We start from the raw sequence: 17572 nt of genomic DNA on the forward strand, positions 1-17572 counted from the left end.
AAGTTATATATGAATTGGGCTTACCTCTGTGTACGGGTGTATATACTCTTGGTTTGCATTTAATACTGAAAGTTAGATATTGAATAAGAGTATATCGCTAAGGTCGATAGCGTAAAAAATGACTTTTTAAATATGGCTGATTAGGCACGAATGGATAAAATATATTCTAAGAAAAAGAAACAAATAAAATTCTCTTATTTTCTATGGGTGCTGGGAGCGCTATTAATTTTGCTTGCTTGTGCAAACATCAGCATTTTATTAGCAAAGAATTCCTCTTCACTAGCTCCTATTGTGTGGGTAGCTTCTAGTATGGAAAGAATCGGACGAGAAGACAAACCAGGAACTACAAACTCTATTGAACTTTATGCGGCTCGTGGAGAATATGAACCCTTTCAAATCATCATTCAGGCACCACCAGGTGGTCTTAAAAATGTGAATGTTACGGTTTCAAATTTGTATGGTAAAAACCAACAAATCATACCCCAGCAAAATATTACACTTTACCGAGAGCATTACGTTCATGTTCGTTATTCCAGTCCTAAATGGGGAGGTACTAAAAATCCACCATTAAACCCTGGTTGGTATGCCGATGGACTTATTCCTTTTCTAGATCCAGTAACTGGAAAACCTCCTAAGAAAGCTGATTTAAAAGCAGTTCCATTTCAACTTGTTGCCAAACAAAATCAACCAATTTGGGGCGATATATTTGTACCTCGCAACACACAACCTGGACAATATACAGGCAAGTTTACTGTTACAAGTAGTCAAGGGAAAGTCGAGGGCAAAATACTCTTAAAAGTTTGGAACTTTGAACTACCTCTAAAACCATCGCTTAATTCTTCTTTTTCATTTTGGGAAGCTGGTACTAAAAGTGCTAATGAAGAACTCCTCAAACACAAGCTTATGCCTGAAGATGTGAATACGGAGGACAAACATGAATTAGTTAATAAGTGGGGGCTTGTTTCTACGAACCTTGGTTTTTGGAGCAAAGCGAATATTAAGAACTGCCAGATGGTTCCAGCTCCTTCTGTGAAGCAATTGCAGACAACTGCTTCGCGCTATCAGCCTGGCTTGTTGCTATATAACTACACGGCTGATGAGATTGATAATTGTCCAAATCTTTACACCACGATTAAGCAGTGGGCGCGAAATCTGCACTCGGCTGGGATTGCTAACCTCATCACTATGAAACCAGTACCTGAGCTTTATGATGACGGTTTAGGAAATGGGCGCTCTGCCGTAGATATATGGGTTTTGCTGCCGAGAATGTATGATGAGGCGCGAGAAAGAGTATTGTATGTACTTAATAAGGGAAACCAAGTTTGGTCTTACAACGCTTTAGTGCAAGATGATTACTCTCCAAAATGGGAAATAGACTTCGAGCCGATAAATTTCCGAATTCAACCAGGTTTTATCAGTCAGAGTCTCAGTCTCACAGGACTATTGTACTGGCGGATTGACCTATGGACTAAAGATCCTTGGCATGACGTTCAAACCTTCTTTGCTGACAACCACAATTATCCTGGTGAAGGAATGCTGGTTTATCCTGGCAAACAAGTAGGTATAGAAGGAGTTGTTCCTTCTATGAGACTTAAGTGGCTGAGAGAAGGAGTAGAGGATTACGAATACATCGAGATACTCAAAAAACTCGCTCGCAGAGATTGGGCGCTGGCAGTTAGTCGAGGTGTCGCTCGTGACTGGAAAAATTGGACACGCGATCCGAAGGTACTCGAATCTGCTAGACACCGATTAGGAGAGGAAATCGAGAGGCTTTCATCTACTAGCAAATGATATGAACAACGCTACACCAAAAACTGTTTGGCACATTGGAGGAGAAGATGTGCGGCTTCGGATTCCTTTATTGCTGGCGCTCAGGGAGAGAGGTTTCCATGTGGGGGCGGTTGGATCTGAAGATGGAGTTGACTTTGCAGTCCATGACATACCATATTTTCGATATACGCTGAAACGGGAAATAAACCCAGTTGCAGATTTATATACTCGTTCCCAACTTTTTCATTTATTTACTAAATATCAACCAGATATTGTGCATGGCTTCGATACAAAGCCAGCTATAATCGCACCAGTTATAGCGAAGAAGGCTAAAGTACCGGGAATAGTACGTACTATTACTGGGATGGGTTATATCTTTTCTTCTAATTCTCCCTTAGCACTTGCACTTAGACCTATATATTGTCATCTACAAGGAAAAGCATCTGCTGCGGGAATTACAGTCTTTCAGAATCCTGACGATCGCCAATATTTTCACGAGCATGGGATGGTGCAAAATGGTTGCGATGATTTAGTTTTGGGTTCGGGCATAGATGTAGAAAAGTTCATCAATGACTGCCCCAAGCCCGAAGTGTTGGCAAATCTTCGTCAAGAATTAGGGCTGGAAGGGCAGTTGGTAGTGACTATGATTGCGCGTCTTGTTGTTGCTAAAGGGGTGAGGGAATATCTAGATGCTGCTAGCATGGTGCGCAGATTAGTGAAAAATGTCAAATTTTTATTGATTGGTTCCTTATCTTCAGAAGGGCGACAAGCAGTTTCAATCCAAGAAATTCAGCAAAAAGCTGATGATATTTGCTATCTTGGCTCTCGCAATGACATTGGGGCGCTACTGTCTTTAAGCGATATTTTTGTCTTGCCTAGTTATTACCGTGAAGGTGTGCCACGGGTTTTGTTAGAGGCTGGTGCAATGAAACTTCCCTTGATTACAACAAATATGCCTGGTTGCAAGGAGGTTGTGCGAGATGGTTGGAATGGTTTGTTGATTCCTGCTCGGAATGGAAAAATTTTAGCTACGGCAATTATGCAACTTCTTAAGTCGAAGGAGCAAAGAATTTTAATGGGTAATCGTAGCAGTTTACATATCAAAGAAAACTTCTGTCTCAAAAAGGTAGCAGATTCTTATACAAACATTTACTACCGTGCTTTAGGAGCAATGCATCTATAGCAAGCTTGTTGAAAAAATACAAAAATTAAATCAATTAATTTTAAAATTAAAATGTTTTATGAACACTGAAATTGAGGCTATTCGTCAGCGTTATGCTAGACGCGAACAAATTCCTAAATCATCTTTAGATGACCCATTAAATCCATTTAATTACATGAGTTATGAAGAAAAACGGCGAGCTTTCATTCACTGGATTAACAAGTCTGGTTTAGCACCTGTTCAAGATAAACGAGTATTAGAGATTGGTTGTGGTTTTGGAGATAATTTACTTCAATTTATATCTTTGGGTTTTCAGCCAGAAAACTTAGTAGGAAATGAACTTTTGGAAGAACGTGTTCTTAAAGCACGATGCTTACTTCCCACTGCAACTCAAGTTTTGCTTGGGGATGCCTTAGCTTTGGATTTAGAGAAAAATTCATTTGATGTTGTTTTACAAGCAACAGTATTTACTTCAATTTTAGATACAAAATTTCAAGAAAATTTAGCGAATCATATATGGTCGTTAGTTAAACCAGGAGGTGGAGTACTTTGGTATGACTTTATTTTCAATAATCCTAATAATTCAGATGTTCAAGGTATTTCAATTAAGCGAATTTACAAATTATTTCCTCAAAGTGAAATTAAGATATGGCGAATAACATTAGCACCTCCTCTTGGTCGGTTAGTTGTGAGAATGCATCCAAATTTTTACACTTTACTAAATCTAATGCCATGCTTACGTACTCATGTTTTGTGCTGGATTAAAAAGAGTTGATTCAAAAATATCAAGTAAATATAGAAATTTTTATAGAATATTATGGAAAAATTTTTACCTTTTGCATTACCAGAGATTGGAGAAGAGGAAATCGCTGAAGTCGTTGACTCTTTAAGATCCAATTGGTTAACAACAGGGCCTAAAACCAAACGTTTTGAACAGGATTTTGCAGAATTTATTGGCTATGGAGTTGAAGCGATCGCTGTTAATTCTGCCACTTCAGGATTACATTTGGCTCTAGAAGCACTGGGTATTGGTGATGGTGATGAAGTTATAACCACAGTCCATACATTTACTGCTACCGCAGAAGTGATTCGCTACTTGGGGGCAAATCCAGTCTTTGTCGATATTGATATCAATACTCTCAATCTCAATCCCACAAAAATTGAAGCAGCTATTACTCCTCGTACTAAAGCGATCATACCCGTCCATTTGGGAGGACTTGCGTGCGATATGGAGCCAATTTTGGCGATCGCTCAAAAGTATGGCTTGAAGGTGGTTGAAGATGCTGCCCATGCAATTCCAACAACCTATCAAGGTAAATTGATTGGCAGCCTAGATAGTGACGCGACTGTTTATAGTTTTTATGCCACCAAAACAATTACCACTGGCGAAGGTGGAATGCTCGTTACCCGCAATCTTGAAGTTGCCCAACGCTGCCGGATGATGAGATTGCATGGTATTAGTCGAGATGCTTTTGATCGTTATACCTCAACTAAACCTTCCTGGCACTATGAGGTAGTTGCACCTGGTTTCAAATATAATATGACGGATCTGGCTGCTTCTGTTGGCATCCATCAACTTCAGAAAGCTTGGATGTTCCAAAAAAAACGGGCGGCGATCGCCAAACGATATGATGCAGAGTTTGCTGGCTTGCCTTTACATCTGCCGGCAAAATCAACTGATGGAGATACCCACTCTTGGCATTTGTATGTAATTCGTTTAGACGACTCTGCAAAAGTAAGCCGTGATACATTCATTGAGCAACTAGCTGCTAAAGGTATTGGTTGTAGCGTTCACTATATTCCATTGCATTTGCACCCCTACTGGCGTGACAAATATAATCTGCACTCCGACGATTTTCCTTGCGCTTCCTATGCTTATAAACGCATAGTGAGCTTACCAATATATACAAAAATGGCTGAAGCAGATCAAACCCGTGTTATTGAAGCCGTTAAAAAAACTTTGAATTAATTCTTGTCTCAATTAAAGTTTTCTAAATAACAAGCTATTAAATAACTATGTCTAAACGAATTTTTGATTTGTTTTTTTCCTTAATTGGTATTACGATTTTGCTGCCTCTATTTCTGATGATTGCAATATCTATTAAATTAGACTCTCCAGGCCCTGTATTTTTTAGACAAGTGAGAGTTGGGCGTTTTGGGTGCGAATTTAAAATCTATAAGTTCCGCACTATGATAATTGAAGCTGAGAAAATGGGTAAGCAAATTACAATTGATAATGACCAAAGAATTACTAGAATTGGAAGATTTTTGAGAAAATATAAACTAGATGAGCTTCCACAACTACTCAATGTGATTAAAGGAGAAATGAGTTTAGTAGGCCCTCGTCCTGAAGTACCAAAATATGTTTATATGTATACTCATGAACAACGTAGAGTTTTAGAAGTACTTCCAGGAATAACTGATTTAGCTTCAATAAAATTTCGGAATGAAAATCAACTATTAAAGCATAATCATAATCCAGAGGATTTCTATATACACGAAATAATGCCTCAAAAATTAAAGTTAAATATAGAATATATAGAGCAAATGGGCTTGAGTTTTGATTTACTCATTATATGTAAAACTCTACTGCAAGTAATCGCAACATAAAACTTAGATTTTGAAAAATGTAGTAGGCATAAGTCTCTAGATGCCTAGCTTTGTAGGGAATAAAATATTACTTTGCTGTCTTGATAAAGAAATGAAAGAATCATGATTTCATAATTTCAATATTCAAGAAGATTTGATTAAATTTAAGGAATTTAAAACAACTTATGGAAACTATAGACACTTCACAAAAAATTGATTATTGGCTCATATTTAAGCGGCGTTGGCTACCTGCTTCAATTGTTTTTATTTTTGTGTTTGCTCTTGTTGGAGTAGCGGCATATTTTAAAAAACCTTCTTACTTATCAGAAGGTAAACTCAGATTTCAAAGAACAAATACTACTTCTTATTTAACAGGTTTATCGACAGAAATAGGTAAATTAGAACCATTAGTACAAGACCAGAAAACTAGCCCTCTGAATACAGAAGCAGAAGTAATACGTTCTCTTCCTGTTGTGCGCAAAACTATTAGCCAACTTAACCTCACAGATAATCAAGGTAGACTTCTAAAATCAAAGGAATTTCTAAAAAGTCTTACCGTCAAAGATGTTAAGGGAGCCGATGTTCTACAAATTTCTTATCGAGATACTAGCCCACAAATAACAGCAGAGGTTGTGAACACCTTAATGCAAGTTTACTTGGAGCAAAACGTATCTTACCTAAGATCAGAAGCGGCAGCTGCTCGTATGTTTATAGAAAAACAACTACCAAATGCTGAATTAGTTGTTCGACAAGCAGAAGCAGAGCTAGCAAACTTTAAAGAACAATATAAAGTTGTTTCTCTGCAAGAAGAAGCAAGTAAGGCAGTAGAAATTATTGGAGACTTACAAAAGCAAATAAACTCAACTCAATCTGAAATTGCTGATGCTCAAACACAATCTCAAGAAATCCGCAAGCAATTGGGCATGAACCCGCAACAGGCACTAACACTCACCTCATTTAGCCAGATTTCAGGGGTACAAGATATTCTCAAAGAAATTCAGCAGTCAGAATCGGAACTAGCAGCTAGGCGTACTATTCTACAAGATATCCATCCACAAATTCAAAACTTAGAAGACAAATTACAGTCTTTAAACAAGCTATTACAACAACGAATTAAACAAGTTGTAGAAACGAATAAACCACAACTAAATAAAAACTTTCAACTTGGAGTTTTGCAACAGCAACTTTCTGCAAGGCTTGTAGAATTAGAAGCAAATCGTGTGGGATTAGCGAGTAAAGCCACTGCTTTATCAAACTTACAAATTCAATACAAACAACGGCTAAATAATCTACCTAAATTAGAACAACAACAGCGCCAGTTAGAACGTAAAGTACAAGCAGCTCAGTCTACCTACTCACTTTTACTACAAAAATTGCAAGAAAGTCGGATTGCAGAAAATCAAAATGTAGGTAATGCCAGCATTATCACTCAAGCTGAAATTCCAGAAGAGTCTATTTCTTCGCCAATAGTTTCTTACCTAAGTGCAGGCTTATTAGCTAGCTTGGCTGCATTAGCGGCTGTATATATTTTGGAAGTAAGAGATAAATCAATCAAAACTGTTGATGAAGCCAAAGAATTACTAGGATTTACCTTACTAGGGATTATTCCTGCTTGGAGTAAATCGAATAAATCTATTCGTGGCGATGAACAACCAGAGTCATATAGTGAAAGACTTGTTGTTCGTAATACTCCTCGATCGCCTATTAGTGAAGCTTACCGAATGCTGCGGGCAAATCTCATGTTTATGAGTGCTGACAAGGAGCTAAAAGTTATTGTTGTCACTAGTTCTGTACCTAAAGAAGGCAAGTCAACGGTAGCTGCTAATTTGGCGATCGCTATGGCACAAATGGAACGTAAAGTCTTACTAGTAGATGGGGATTTGCATCGTCCTGTTCAGCATCATATCTGGGAACTATCGAACGATCAAGGTCTGAGTAATATAATTGTCGGACAGTCTAATTTGAGGGTGGCAGTCAAAACTGTGATGAGTAATTTGGATGTTTTAACTGCTGGTGTAGTGCCTCCTGCTCCAGCTTCTCTTCTCGACTCCAAAAAAATGGCTGCTTTGATCGAAACTTTTGCCGTTCATAATGACTTTGTGATTATTGATGCTCCTTCGCTGACAGTTGCTGCTGATGCGGCGACTTTAGGACAAATGGCTGACGGTGTGTTGTTAGTTGTTTGCCCTGGGGTTGTTGATACTGCCAGTGGTTTATTTACAAAAGAGTTTTTAGAGAAATCTGGGCAAAATATCTTGGGAATGGTTGTGAATGGAGTGAATTCTAATAACTACAGCCGTTTTTATATTGCCGATGAATTCTACGCTCAAGATAGCGAGTTGAATGGAACTGTGAGAACTAATAATTTGAAGATATAGATTGAAAGCCTCGAAACCCTCGTTACCAGGTTCAACCTGGTAACAAGAACTAGAGAGATAAACACTAAATTGTACAACCTGCAATCTTTTTTACCGAACTCTAAAGCCGATTAGCTCTTGCTTTGCCAAACTAGTTACCAATTCTGCTGTCAAAGATTCTCCACTACGTCGTGCTTCCCAAGAACCTGAGTAGTGTTTACTGATTCTCCACTCTCCCTGCATATAGTTTTCATCTTCGGAGATTGTACCAACATACTTAACTGGATCTGGTGAAGTAGTCAAGTAGCTTTTAGTAAAGCTGATGCGACGCCCTATCACTTCTCCATGCAACTGTGCTTCTCCAAGAAAGTTATCATCCAAAATGTTGCCACTTAAGCTATTGCCACTTTGAACGAGTACTGCTTCAAAACGAGTTGGGATTCCTTCTTGCCAGTAGGTGCCAAGCCAAGTACCACTTAGATCTGCCATGAAATTTTTCCAACACTTTGTTTTATTGTGGCGTTAATTAGGTAGGAAGTTCAAATGCCAATCTCGCTACACTAAGGTAATTAGCAAAAGTGCTTTCTAGTCTATTCAGCAAATTAGCGTATCCGGAGGAAAACTATGAAAGCAGTTGTAATTCATAACTACGGATCGGCAGATGTGTTGCGATATGAAGATGTGGCACCACCAAAAATCAAACCCGATCAATTACTTGTTAAAGTTCATGCTGCTTGCATTAATCCCATTGATTGGAAAATCCGCAAGGGAATGTTGAAAGTGATTACAGGTAACAAATTCCCAATGGTTTTAGGGTTGGATTTGGCAGGAGAGGTAGTAGAGGTTGGTACTAAAGTCACGCGCTTTGCGATCGCAGATCAAATTTACGGTTCTCTCAAAGTGCCTGGAGGTGCTTATGCCGAATTTGCCGCCATACAAGAAAATCATGCTGCTCTCAAACCTAAAAATATGAGTTATGAACAAGCAGCTACTTTGCCTGTCGCAGCTCTTACCGCTCTTCAAGCACTGCGCGATTTGGGTAAAATCAAGGCAGAACAAACTGTGTTGGTTAATGGTGCTTCTGGTGGAGTAGGGATTTTTGCAGTGCAAATTGCTAAAGTATTTGGCGCAGAGGTAACAGGAGTTTGCAGCACGAAAAATCTAGATTTGGTCAAGTCTTTGGGAGCCGACCAAATTATAGACTATACACAACAAGATTTTACTCAAGATACTGTTCAATACGACATTATTTTTGATGTAGTTGCGAACAAGTCTTTTTCTGATTGCAAAAAGGTTCTTAAGTCTAATGGAATTTACGTCACTACACTACCTACGCCGCAGAATATCTTACCAGGAATTTTGACAACGTTGATTCCAGGGAAAAAAGCTAAATTCGTGCTTGCAAAAACTAACTCTCAAGATTTTGCGTATCTAAATGAATTAATTGAAGCAGGAAAAATACGCACTGTAATTGATCGCACCTATCCCCTCGAAGAGTTAGCCGCAGCTCATACCTACAGCGAAAGTGAACGTGCCGTAGGAAAGATTGCGATCGCGATCGCCAGTTGATAGTAGGGGAGGCAGCGCCATGGGCGGGTTCCCCTACTTGTGGCGACTGCCGTGCAGTACCTTGTGCCTGCCCCTGGGGATTATTAGTTATTGGTTAGTAGGGGCGGGTTTTATTGATGATCTTTGGGTTAAAACCGACAATTTATCTTCTAAACCCGCCCGTACAGTAGTTAGTAGTTAGTAGTTAGTGGTTGGTTGTCCCCTTGTCTCCCCCTCCCCTTGTCCCCGCGTCCTCTTCCTATTCCCTATTCCGACTTGTTTTTTCACCGACAAACTAATAAAATAAGGTATAGTAACTGGTTATACAGAATTTTTACTGTTCATGTTACAAACCGCATATTTCCGCACGGTTGAGTACACGTTAAGTTATGCAAAAATATTTTGCTCAATCGTTGCAAAACCTTAAAGGCAATGGGTTTGACATTGAGTACCAAAATACCTAGCCCTTCACCCAAAAATACTAGAACCCCCATCCTAAAAATACTAACACCCCTCCCCCCACAAAAATTTTAAATTTCCATTAAATCTGGGTTGGAGGTTGTGAGTACAAGCTTAATCAATCCAATAAATCCAATCGACATCGGATGTACTAACCGATCGCAAGGTGCCTGATATAAGCAGAAAATAGCGCACTGCTTTTTATCAGAGCATTACCGATGCCACAGACCTTAGAGCCAATCCGGAAAACCAAAATTGCACAAACACTGGATGGTGCAAATACCGAAGCACAGAAATCTTTCGTTGCTGGCGTTTTGTTTGAGCCATTATTAACTGATTTTCGCATCATTTTTGAGCGTGATCCGGCAGCACGTAATTGGTTAGAGGTGCTATTTTGCTATCCCGGATTCCATGCTCTTTGTTTGTATCGTCTTGCCCACTGGTTACACCTTCGCCGGGTGGCTTTTGTACCTCGCTTAATTTCTCACTTGGGGCGATTCTTGACTGGAATTGAAATTCACCCAGGAGCAGAAATAGGCAAAGGGTTATTTATCGACCACGGTATGGGTGTTGTCATTGGTGAAACTGCGATTGTTGGAGACTACACCTTAATCTACCAAGGTGTTACTCTCGGCGGTACAGGAAAAGAAACTGGCAAGCGCCACCCCACCTTAGGCAAAAACGTTGTTGTGGGAGCTGGTGCGAAAGTTTTGGGCAATATTCATATTGGCGATCGCGTTCGTGTCGGTGCTGGTTCAGTTGTGCTGCGGAATGTCCCTGCTGATTGTACTGTAGTGGGAATTCCCGGACGCAATATTTCCCGTAAGCAGTCTGTTAGTCTCTCTCCTCTGGAACATCACAAGCTTCCGGATGTAGAAGCGACTGTGATTCGCTCTTTGTTAGAACGCATAGAGCAACTTGAACAACAACTGCAAACTCTAAAAGAAGGCAGTCACGATGAAACAAGTTTCATCGCCAGGCATGAAAAACCTCACCCTGTCCTGTCGAACACCCCTCTCCTTGCTAAGGAGAGGGGCAGGGGGTGAGATGACTTTCAAGTCAGAAGGCAGAAGGTAATTATTTGTAGTTATTTGTTTTCGTTTTTTGTTCCAACCAACCACCCATTACTAACAAATGAAGAATGTTACAACACAGTAGTTCTAACGCCTTGGGCGATCATATTTTGCAAATTCCTTTGAGCGATCGCTGGCGAATCTATCACCGCTTGCAAGAGTTAATGATTCCCTGTTCGTGTCCTCCTGATGGTTCTTTGCGAGTACAAGTCAATAGTTGTTTAACAGTAATTCTTGTTCACAGTACTGTCAAGCAGTTTGTGGCTTCTCGTCAAGAATTAATTGATTGGTTAGAGCAATGTTGGCAGTTGTGATTATTTAACTAACACAATTCATGACATCGTAGGAGTGAATTTTGGAGGCAAGTATGATTTTGAAAAAGAAAATTTTTTGTAAATAGAAGTAATTTTCTTTTCCACTAATTACGAAAAATCTATTAGTCTGCTCCCGATCAGGTAAGCATAAATTTATTACTTCACACTTTTTGTCAAATCTTCTCTTATGGTTAACTGTAACACTGATATAAAATTTATCAATTTTTTGCAAGAAGAACTCGAATTGACAAGAAGGGATATTGCTGTAGCTTTGCGAAAACGTGAGTTGGAAAATGGCCCATTACCAATGCTGCTTTGGCAGTACGGATTTGTAGATATAGAGCAGTTAGAGCGGATTTTTGATTGGCTAGAAGAACAAGTTTAATTAGATAATTTTTGATTCTACATCTAGAAAGTAAATGGAAACAGCCTTTTATCTTATGCCCTCTGCCTTCTACTTAGCACACTAAAAAATTGACATTAACTTTGAGGTTAATACTATGATTTGTACTTTAATTGCTGGACTGAGCTTATTAATTTTCTCAGGAGTTGCCAATACGTATATGAGCTATATGCTACTCGATGAAATCTCTCATCCTTCTGGGAAAAATAATTCTTAATTTATACTCATTCCTGGTTTGTTGTCATACAGAATGCAAGTTAGTAATCGAGTAAGAATGAAGATAAAGACTAAAGGATGAAATATTTTGAATTAATTCAGACTACCCTTTGGAAAGTCGCCCTAACGGGCATCTACAGACTTCATACTTTATCGTTTATTTAAGTCATTGCTCGTTACCAGTAATTTTTCAGGGCATTAGACCAGAAATGGTATGAAAAACATTGCCTAAGAGGTATTTTTGCAATGAATCAGGTCTTAATTAATGATACGACTTTGCGTGACGGCGAACAAGCGGCGGGTGTTGCTTTTAACTTACAAGAAAAAGTAGCGATCGCAAAATTTCTTGACTCTATCGGCGTTCACGAAATAGAAGTCGGCATTCCAGCGATGGGTGAGGAAGAAATGCGAGCGATCGCAGCCATTTCTAACTTAGATTTGTCTGCAAATTTGCTTGGCTGGAACCGTGCTGTCATTTCAGATATTGAAGCTTCCTTGGCTTGTGGCTTAGAGCGAGTACATATTTCTATTCCTGTCTCTGGAATTCAAATAGCCGCTAAATTTCACGGTCAATGGCGAGTAACATTACAACAACTCAAAGATAGTATCAGCTTTGCTTTGGATCGTGGTCTTTGGGTTGCAGTAGGAGGAGAAGATTCCTCTAGAGCAGATGACAACTTTCTGTTTGATGTAGCTCATTATGCCCAAGAGTGGGGTGCATCACGGTTCCGTTTTTGCGATACCGTTGGCATTCTTGATCCATTTACTACATATACAAAAGTGCATCGCTTAGTCGCGGCTTTGATGGTACCTGTGGAAATTCACACCCACAACGATTTTGGTTTGGCAACTGCCAACGCTCTGGCTGGGATTAAAGCTGGAGCAATGTCGGTAAACACAACGGTAAACGGATTGGGTGAAAGAGCAGGCAATGCGGCTTTAGAAGAAGTTGTCATGGCAATCAAGCGCATTTACGGTTTCGATGTTGGTATCGACACTCGGCGTTTGTTAGAACTGTCTCGACTAGTGGCTGCGGCATCAGGTTGCAATGTACCGCCCTGGAAAGCAATTGTCGGCGAAAATACCTTTGCTCACGAATCTGGGATTCATGCCCACGGTGTCATGCAAAACCCCTCTACCTATGAGCCATTTGCACCTGAAGAAGTGGGTTGGGAGCGGCGTTTAGTTGTAGGTAAGCATTCTGGTAGACATTTGCTATCTAACTTACTACTGGAACATGGCATTACTCTCAGCGTAGAAGAAAGCCAGTATGTTTTGGATGCTGTGCGCAAACAATCAGTTCAGAAAAAACGCAGCTTAAGCGCACAAGAAGTGTTGAATTTAGTCAAAGAAGTGAGATACTCTCATGCCATCGGATGAATTTGAGTTAGACGACGCACCTGCTTTTGAAATCGGTGACAAAGTCCGAGTTCGCAAGCTAATTAAAAATGATGGTACTTTTCCCGGACAGGAAATTGGGAAGGTATTAGCAAATATTGGAGATATCGGTTATGTCGCTAGTATAGGTACCTTTTTACAAAGGTCTTATATTTATGCGGTGCATTTCTTACATACAGGGTTCATCATCGGTTGTCGTGCAAAAGAACTAGAACTTGTAGAGGCTAAAGATAATGAAGGTAATGCTACGCAAGAATAATGCTGGTACTTTAATGGTTTACGTTGCCAAAAAAGACCTAGAAGAAGAAGTTGTTAAAGAAACAGATGGAGCTGATGGCAAGATTTTTACTTTAGCAAACGGTTGGGAACTATTGTTTACTAACTTACCAGATCCGCTAGTATTACCTCAAACTTTTGAAGCAAAACGACTTGCATAGATAGTTAATAGTTAATGGCTAATAGCTAATCGCAATTAGCAATTAGCTATTAATTGTGAATAACCTCAAATCCAAAGTAGAAAATGAGCAACAAGTATCTAACCTTATCGGAGTTTAACCTTGAGGGGCAATTCCTTGGTTTTGTGAGCGATTCATCAGGAGCGTGGAAATACTTGCGAGTGGCGATCGCATCAGGAGAAGTGCGACTGAAAATTCCCAAGGAGTTGCGTTGTTCTCTCAATCAACATCTAGAAATCGGTGAAATCATTAACGTTTTTGGTTTGAGTAAGTTAAACTCTCACACAGGCAAAATCAAATTCAAAGTCTACGGAGTAAAGCCACTTGGTATTTGCCCAAGCCAAAAAATGCCCTTGCCACCAAAAGCCAAAATTTTGGTGTGTCAAAAGTCTGGCTGTCGCAAACGAGGTGGTCAAGGTTTACTCTCAGAATTAGAAAAGACTTTATGCGAACGCGGACTTCAAGATCAAGTAGTTATAGAAACTACTGGCTGTTTAAAGCGTTGTAATAACGCACCCAACTGCATCTTGCAACTTGGGCATAAAGAATACAAAAAAGTACATCCAGAAGCGATCGCATCTCTTTTGGAGAGTCATTTATACAAATTGCAACAATAATTCGCAAATAAATTTTGTAATGAATTTTTGTAATTAATTTTATGGGTAGACGGGATTCAGGTTTTGTCTGCCTGTTTTGCTTAAATATGCGATCGCTATTGAAGAAGACAGAAGGTAATTAGATGGAGATTCAAAGCCCATCTCACTTGTTCGCTATCACCTATCCCCTGCTAACGCAAATGAACAAGCAGCGCAGATAACAAAGCCGCGATCGCACTTGTCATAATTACAAGTACTGCACAGGCTGCCAAAACACCCAAAACTATCACTACCCCATCTTGCTCAATAATGCCTAGACTCATGATAACTATAGTAACGGCAGGCGGCAGATTACCAAAAGGGATGGGCAGAGCAATTACAAAAGCCAGGATCAGAAATAGTAGTCCTAAGATGCGCTGTGCCAGAGGAGAACTAGCAAATTGCCAGCGTGGACGAATCACTTTTTCGCATTTTTGCAGATAATGCAGAATTTTATTGATAACTTTCTCAAAATCTTTGCGTTTAAAGGAGCGATTTGCGATCCATTTTGGTAGCCAAGGCTGGGAAAAACCTAACACTAACTGTGCTGATACAATCATTAAAGGTATGCCAATAATCGCAGAAACTCCAGCAACAGGTAGTGGCAGTGCTTCTGGTAACGCACAAATAAATATTAAGGGAGCAAAAGCCCGATTATTCAACTCACTGAGCAAATCTCTCAGATAAATACGCTCTCCTGTGTGTTTTTGTAAGAAATCCTGTAGTAATTTTGAAGTTTGTAATTTTGTTCGTAATGGGGATGAGGTAGGCATAGTCTAGGAACGAAGTTTAGCTAGTACTTATCATCAATACATTCATTGCTGCTTCCAACTCTACGTGCAACACTCAGTGGAGAGAAAAATAACAGCATGACAAGAACGATGTTTAAAGGATACTTTCCCTGTCAAAATGTAAGATAGCTTTCGGCTGAAGGCTTACTGCTTGCACTTCCCAGATAGCGATGTATTCCAATGAACATTAAAACAGTTGCGACTACACCTTTTTTAGACCAGAAACCAGGTACTTCCGGTGTGCGAAAATTAGTTTCTGCGTTTAAGCAACCCCACTATCTCGAAAATTTCATTCAATCGACTTTTGATAGTATCGAAGATTACCAGGGGCAAACCATGATTTTGGGCGGTGATGGTCGCTACTATAATCGGCAGGCGATTCAAACCATCCTGAAAATGGCTGCTGCCAATGGTGTTGAGCGGGTAAAAGTTGGTCGTGGAGGTATCTTATCTACGCCGGCAACTTCCTGTGTGATTCGTAAGTATAACGCTTTTGGTGGTATAATTTTGTCTGCTAGCCATAACCCTGGCGGGCCAGATGGAGATTTTGGGGTCAAATATAATACTAGTAATGGCGGCCCCGCACCGGAGAAGGTGACGGCAGCAATTTTTGAAAGAAGCAAAGTCATAGATAAGTATAAAATTTTGGAAGCCCCTGATGTAAATTTAGATACTTTAGGTGAATCTAAATTAGGGGAGATGGTGGTGGAAGTCATTGACTCTGTACAAGACTACGAAAAATTAATGGAGTCAATATTTGACTTTGGGCTAATCCGTGAAATGCTTACTAGTGGAAAGTTTCGGATGTGCATAGATTCAATGCACGCAGTTACTGGCCCCTATGCCCATGCTTTATTTGAGCAGAGACTAGGCGCACCTGAAGGCACAGTAAAAAATGGTACACCACTAGAAGATTTTGGTAGTGGACACCCCGATCCAAATTTGGTTTACGCTCACGATTTAGTAGAGATACTTTTTGGGGAAAATCCTCCCGACTTTGGTGCTGCTTCTGATGGCGATGGCGATCGCAATATGATTTTGGGACGCAAATTTTTTGTCACACCGAGCGATAGTTTAGCAGTTCTAGCAGCTAATGCTACCTTAGTTCCAGGTTACAAAGATGGCATAGCGGGAGTGGCGCGTTCTATGCCCACTAGTCAAGCCGTTGATCGAGTTGCTGCTAGTTTGGGTATCGATTGCTACGAAACACCAACGGGGTGGAAGTTCTTTGGTAACTTGTTAGATGCGGGTAAAATCACTCTTTGTGGAGAAGAAAGCTTTGGTACTGGTTCCAACCATATCCGTGAAAAGGATGGATTGTGGGCAGTATTATTTTGGCTGAATATCCTCGCAGTCAAACAACAACCCGTCGAACAACTGATGCGGGAACATTGGCAAAAATATGGTCGCAATTACTACTCGCGTCATGACTACGAAGCCGTAGATAGCGATCGCGCTAACCAATTGATTACCAAACTGCGTGATCAAATTCCTACTCTCAAAGGGAAAAAATTTGGCGATCGCGAGGTAGAGTACAGCGATGATTTTAGCTATACCGATCCAGTAGATGGTAGTGTGAGTAAAAATCAGGGTATCCGGATTGGATTTACCGATGGTTCTCGCATTGTCTATCGCCTCTCTGGCACTGGTACTCAAGGCGCGACGCTGCGAATTTATTTAGAAAGCTATGAACCCGATCCAAGCAAGCACGATCTCGATCCACAGCAAAGTCTTGCAGACTTAATAGCGATCGCAGATGAAGTTGCTCAGGTACGCGCACTCACAGGCATGGAAAAACCAACTGTGATTACTTGAAGCTTAATCGACTTCTAGTGTCACGTTAATATTTATACCAGGGTGCGTTATGGACATTAGTCCTAACGCACTGAAAATCTTATACCGTGGTTACGCTTCGCTAACACACGCTACAAAATACAAAACTGGCTACTGTAGGCTTTTCATACTTTTTCTGCAACTTTCGATGCTCCAGCTTGTGCTTGTGGATTGCGAGTATACCAGTATGCCCAGGCAATCAATACTGCTTGGAAGGGTAGCCTTACTAAATAAAGCAACTGACTGTGGGGAATTCCCTCCACTTTAATATTGTGCAAAGTCATGTAAATATTGGCAGGAAACACCCCGATAAACAAAGCGATTAATCCCCATGCTGCTGCCACACTCACAAATGGAATCATTAAACCAATACCACCTAAAATCTCAAAAACACCACTGATGTAGACAGACACAAAGGGTGGAAACGGCGGCGGTACAATACGGGCGTATTGCTCTGGTCTAATAAAATGAGTGATACCGACGATGATGATAGAAACGGCAAGAACACCACGGAGGATTTCTTTGCGGTGATGATCTAATTGAGGCACAAAAGACATAGCAAACATAAG

At 40.2% G+C, this 17572-nt stretch carries 18 protein-coding genes; 15 read left to right on the plus strand and 3 right to left on the minus strand.

The window, feature by feature from the left end; translation table 11 throughout:
* Positions 1–309 precede the first annotated feature (309 nt).
* From QUB80_RS11250 to QUB80_RS11275, 6 genes are all read left to right on the plus strand, one after another.
* Positions 310–1791, plus strand: a complete 1482-nt coding sequence (locus QUB80_RS11250) for a DUF4091 domain-containing protein (protein ID WP_289789595.1) — start codon at positions 310–312, stop codon at positions 1789–1791.
* A 1-nt stretch (position 1792) separates the two neighbouring features.
* Positions 1793–2953 carry a glycosyltransferase family 4 protein gene (locus QUB80_RS11255; RefSeq protein WP_289789596.1) on the plus strand — a complete coding sequence of 387 codons (1161 nt, stop codon included), beginning with the start codon at positions 1793–1795 and terminating at the stop codon, positions 2951–2953.
* A 58-nt stretch (positions 2954–3011) separates the two neighbouring features.
* Positions 3012–3707, plus strand: a complete 696-nt coding sequence (locus QUB80_RS11260) for a class I SAM-dependent methyltransferase (protein ID WP_289789597.1) — start codon at positions 3012–3014, stop codon at positions 3705–3707.
* Between the two features lie 42 nt (positions 3708–3749).
* Entirely contained in the window at positions 3750–4901 is a 1152-nt protein-coding gene (locus tag QUB80_RS11265; RefSeq protein WP_289789598.1) for a DegT/DnrJ/EryC1/StrS family aminotransferase, read from the plus strand.
* A 47-nt stretch (positions 4902–4948) separates the two neighbouring features.
* A complete protein-coding gene (locus tag QUB80_RS11270; protein ID WP_289789599.1) occupies positions 4949–5542 on the plus strand; it encodes a sugar transferase in 594 nt (197 codons plus the stop codon).
* A 164-nt stretch (positions 5543–5706) separates the two neighbouring features.
* Positions 5707–7899, plus strand: coding sequence for a GumC family protein (locus tag QUB80_RS11275; protein WP_289789600.1), 2193 nt, complete (start codon positions 5707–5709; stop codon positions 7897–7899).
* Positions 7900–7989: 90 nt separating this feature from the next.
* Here QUB80_RS11275 and QUB80_RS11280 read toward each other — a convergent pair whose 3' ends face one another.
* A complete protein-coding gene (locus QUB80_RS11280) occupies positions 7990–8367 on the minus strand; it encodes a hypothetical protein (protein WP_289789601.1) in 378 nt (125 codons plus the stop codon).
* Positions 8368–8502: 135 nt separating this feature from the next.
* On the opposite strand from QUB80_RS11280, the gene QUB80_RS11285 reads away from it, so the two are divergent.
* The 8 genes from QUB80_RS11285 to QUB80_RS11320 all read left to right on the plus strand — a co-directional run bounded on the left by QUB80_RS11285 (position 8503) and on the right by QUB80_RS11320 (position 14361).
* Positions 8503–9447: an NAD(P)-dependent alcohol dehydrogenase gene (locus QUB80_RS11285; RefSeq protein WP_289789602.1), complete on the plus strand. Its 945-nt coding sequence runs from the start codon at positions 8503–8505 to the stop codon at positions 9445–9447.
* Between the two features lie 656 nt (positions 9448–10103).
* Entirely contained in the window at positions 10104–10931 is an 828-nt protein-coding gene (gene cysE / locus QUB80_RS11290; RefSeq protein WP_289789603.1) for a serine O-acetyltransferase, read from the plus strand.
* A gap of 95 nt (positions 10932–11026) precedes the next feature.
* Positions 11027–11272, plus strand: a complete 246-nt coding sequence (locus QUB80_RS11295; protein WP_289789604.1) for an Asr1405/Asl0597 family protein — start codon at positions 11027–11029, stop codon at positions 11270–11272.
* A gap of 187 nt (positions 11273–11459) precedes the next feature.
* Positions 11460–11657 carry a DUF2949 domain-containing protein gene (locus QUB80_RS11300; RefSeq protein ID WP_289789605.1) on the plus strand — a complete coding sequence of 66 codons (198 nt, stop codon included), beginning with the start codon at positions 11460–11462 and terminating at the stop codon, positions 11655–11657.
* 480 nt (positions 11658–12137) lie between these two features.
* On the plus strand, positions 12138–13271 hold the full coding sequence (gene nifV, locus QUB80_RS11305) for a homocitrate synthase (RefSeq protein WP_289789606.1): 1134 nt from the start codon (positions 12138–12140) through the stop codon (positions 13269–13271).
* On the plus strand, positions 13258–13548 hold the full coding sequence (locus tag QUB80_RS11310; protein WP_289789607.1) for a nitrogen fixation protein NifZ: 291 nt from the start codon (positions 13258–13260) through the stop codon (positions 13546–13548). The genes nifV and QUB80_RS11310 overlap by 14 nt, the downstream gene beginning before the upstream one ends.
* Positions 13523–13726, plus strand: a complete 204-nt coding sequence (gene nifT / locus QUB80_RS11315) for a putative nitrogen fixation protein NifT (protein ID WP_026087720.1) — start codon at positions 13523–13525, stop codon at positions 13724–13726. Before QUB80_RS11310 ends, nifT begins: the two co-directional genes overlap by 26 nt.
* A gap of 83 nt (positions 13727–13809) precedes the next feature.
* On the plus strand, positions 13810–14361 hold the full coding sequence (locus tag QUB80_RS11320; protein ID WP_289789608.1) for a (2Fe-2S) ferredoxin domain-containing protein: 552 nt from the start codon (positions 13810–13812) through the stop codon (positions 14359–14361).
* A 170-nt stretch (positions 14362–14531) separates the two neighbouring features.
* Here the strand turns inward: QUB80_RS11320 and QUB80_RS11325 are convergent, their stop codons facing one another.
* Positions 14532–15152 carry an exopolysaccharide biosynthesis protein gene (locus QUB80_RS11325; RefSeq protein WP_289789609.1) on the minus strand — a complete coding sequence of 207 codons (621 nt, stop codon included), beginning with the start codon at positions 15150–15152 and terminating at the stop codon, positions 14532–14534.
* A 198-nt stretch (positions 15153–15350) separates the two neighbouring features.
* Here QUB80_RS11325 and QUB80_RS11330 point away from each other — a divergent pair, with 198 nt between their 5' ends.
* Positions 15351–16985 (plus strand): alpha-D-glucose phosphate-specific phosphoglucomutase, encoded by a 1635-nt coding sequence (locus tag QUB80_RS11330; RefSeq protein ID WP_289789610.1) that lies wholly within the window; start codon positions 15351–15353, stop codon positions 16983–16985.
* 143 nt (positions 16986–17128) lie between these two features.
* Here the strand turns inward: QUB80_RS11330 and QUB80_RS11335 are convergent, their stop codons facing one another.
* On the minus strand, positions 17129–17560 hold the full coding sequence (locus QUB80_RS11335; protein WP_289789881.1) for a DoxX family protein: 432 nt from the start codon (positions 17558–17560) through the stop codon (positions 17129–17131).
* Positions 17561–17572: the final 12 nt, after the last annotated feature.

Origin of the sequence: Chlorogloeopsis sp. ULAP01, assembly GCF_030381805.1 — a bacterium.
Classification (GTDB): domain Bacteria; phylum Cyanobacteriota; class Cyanobacteriia; order Cyanobacteriales; family Nostocaceae; genus Chlorogloeopsis.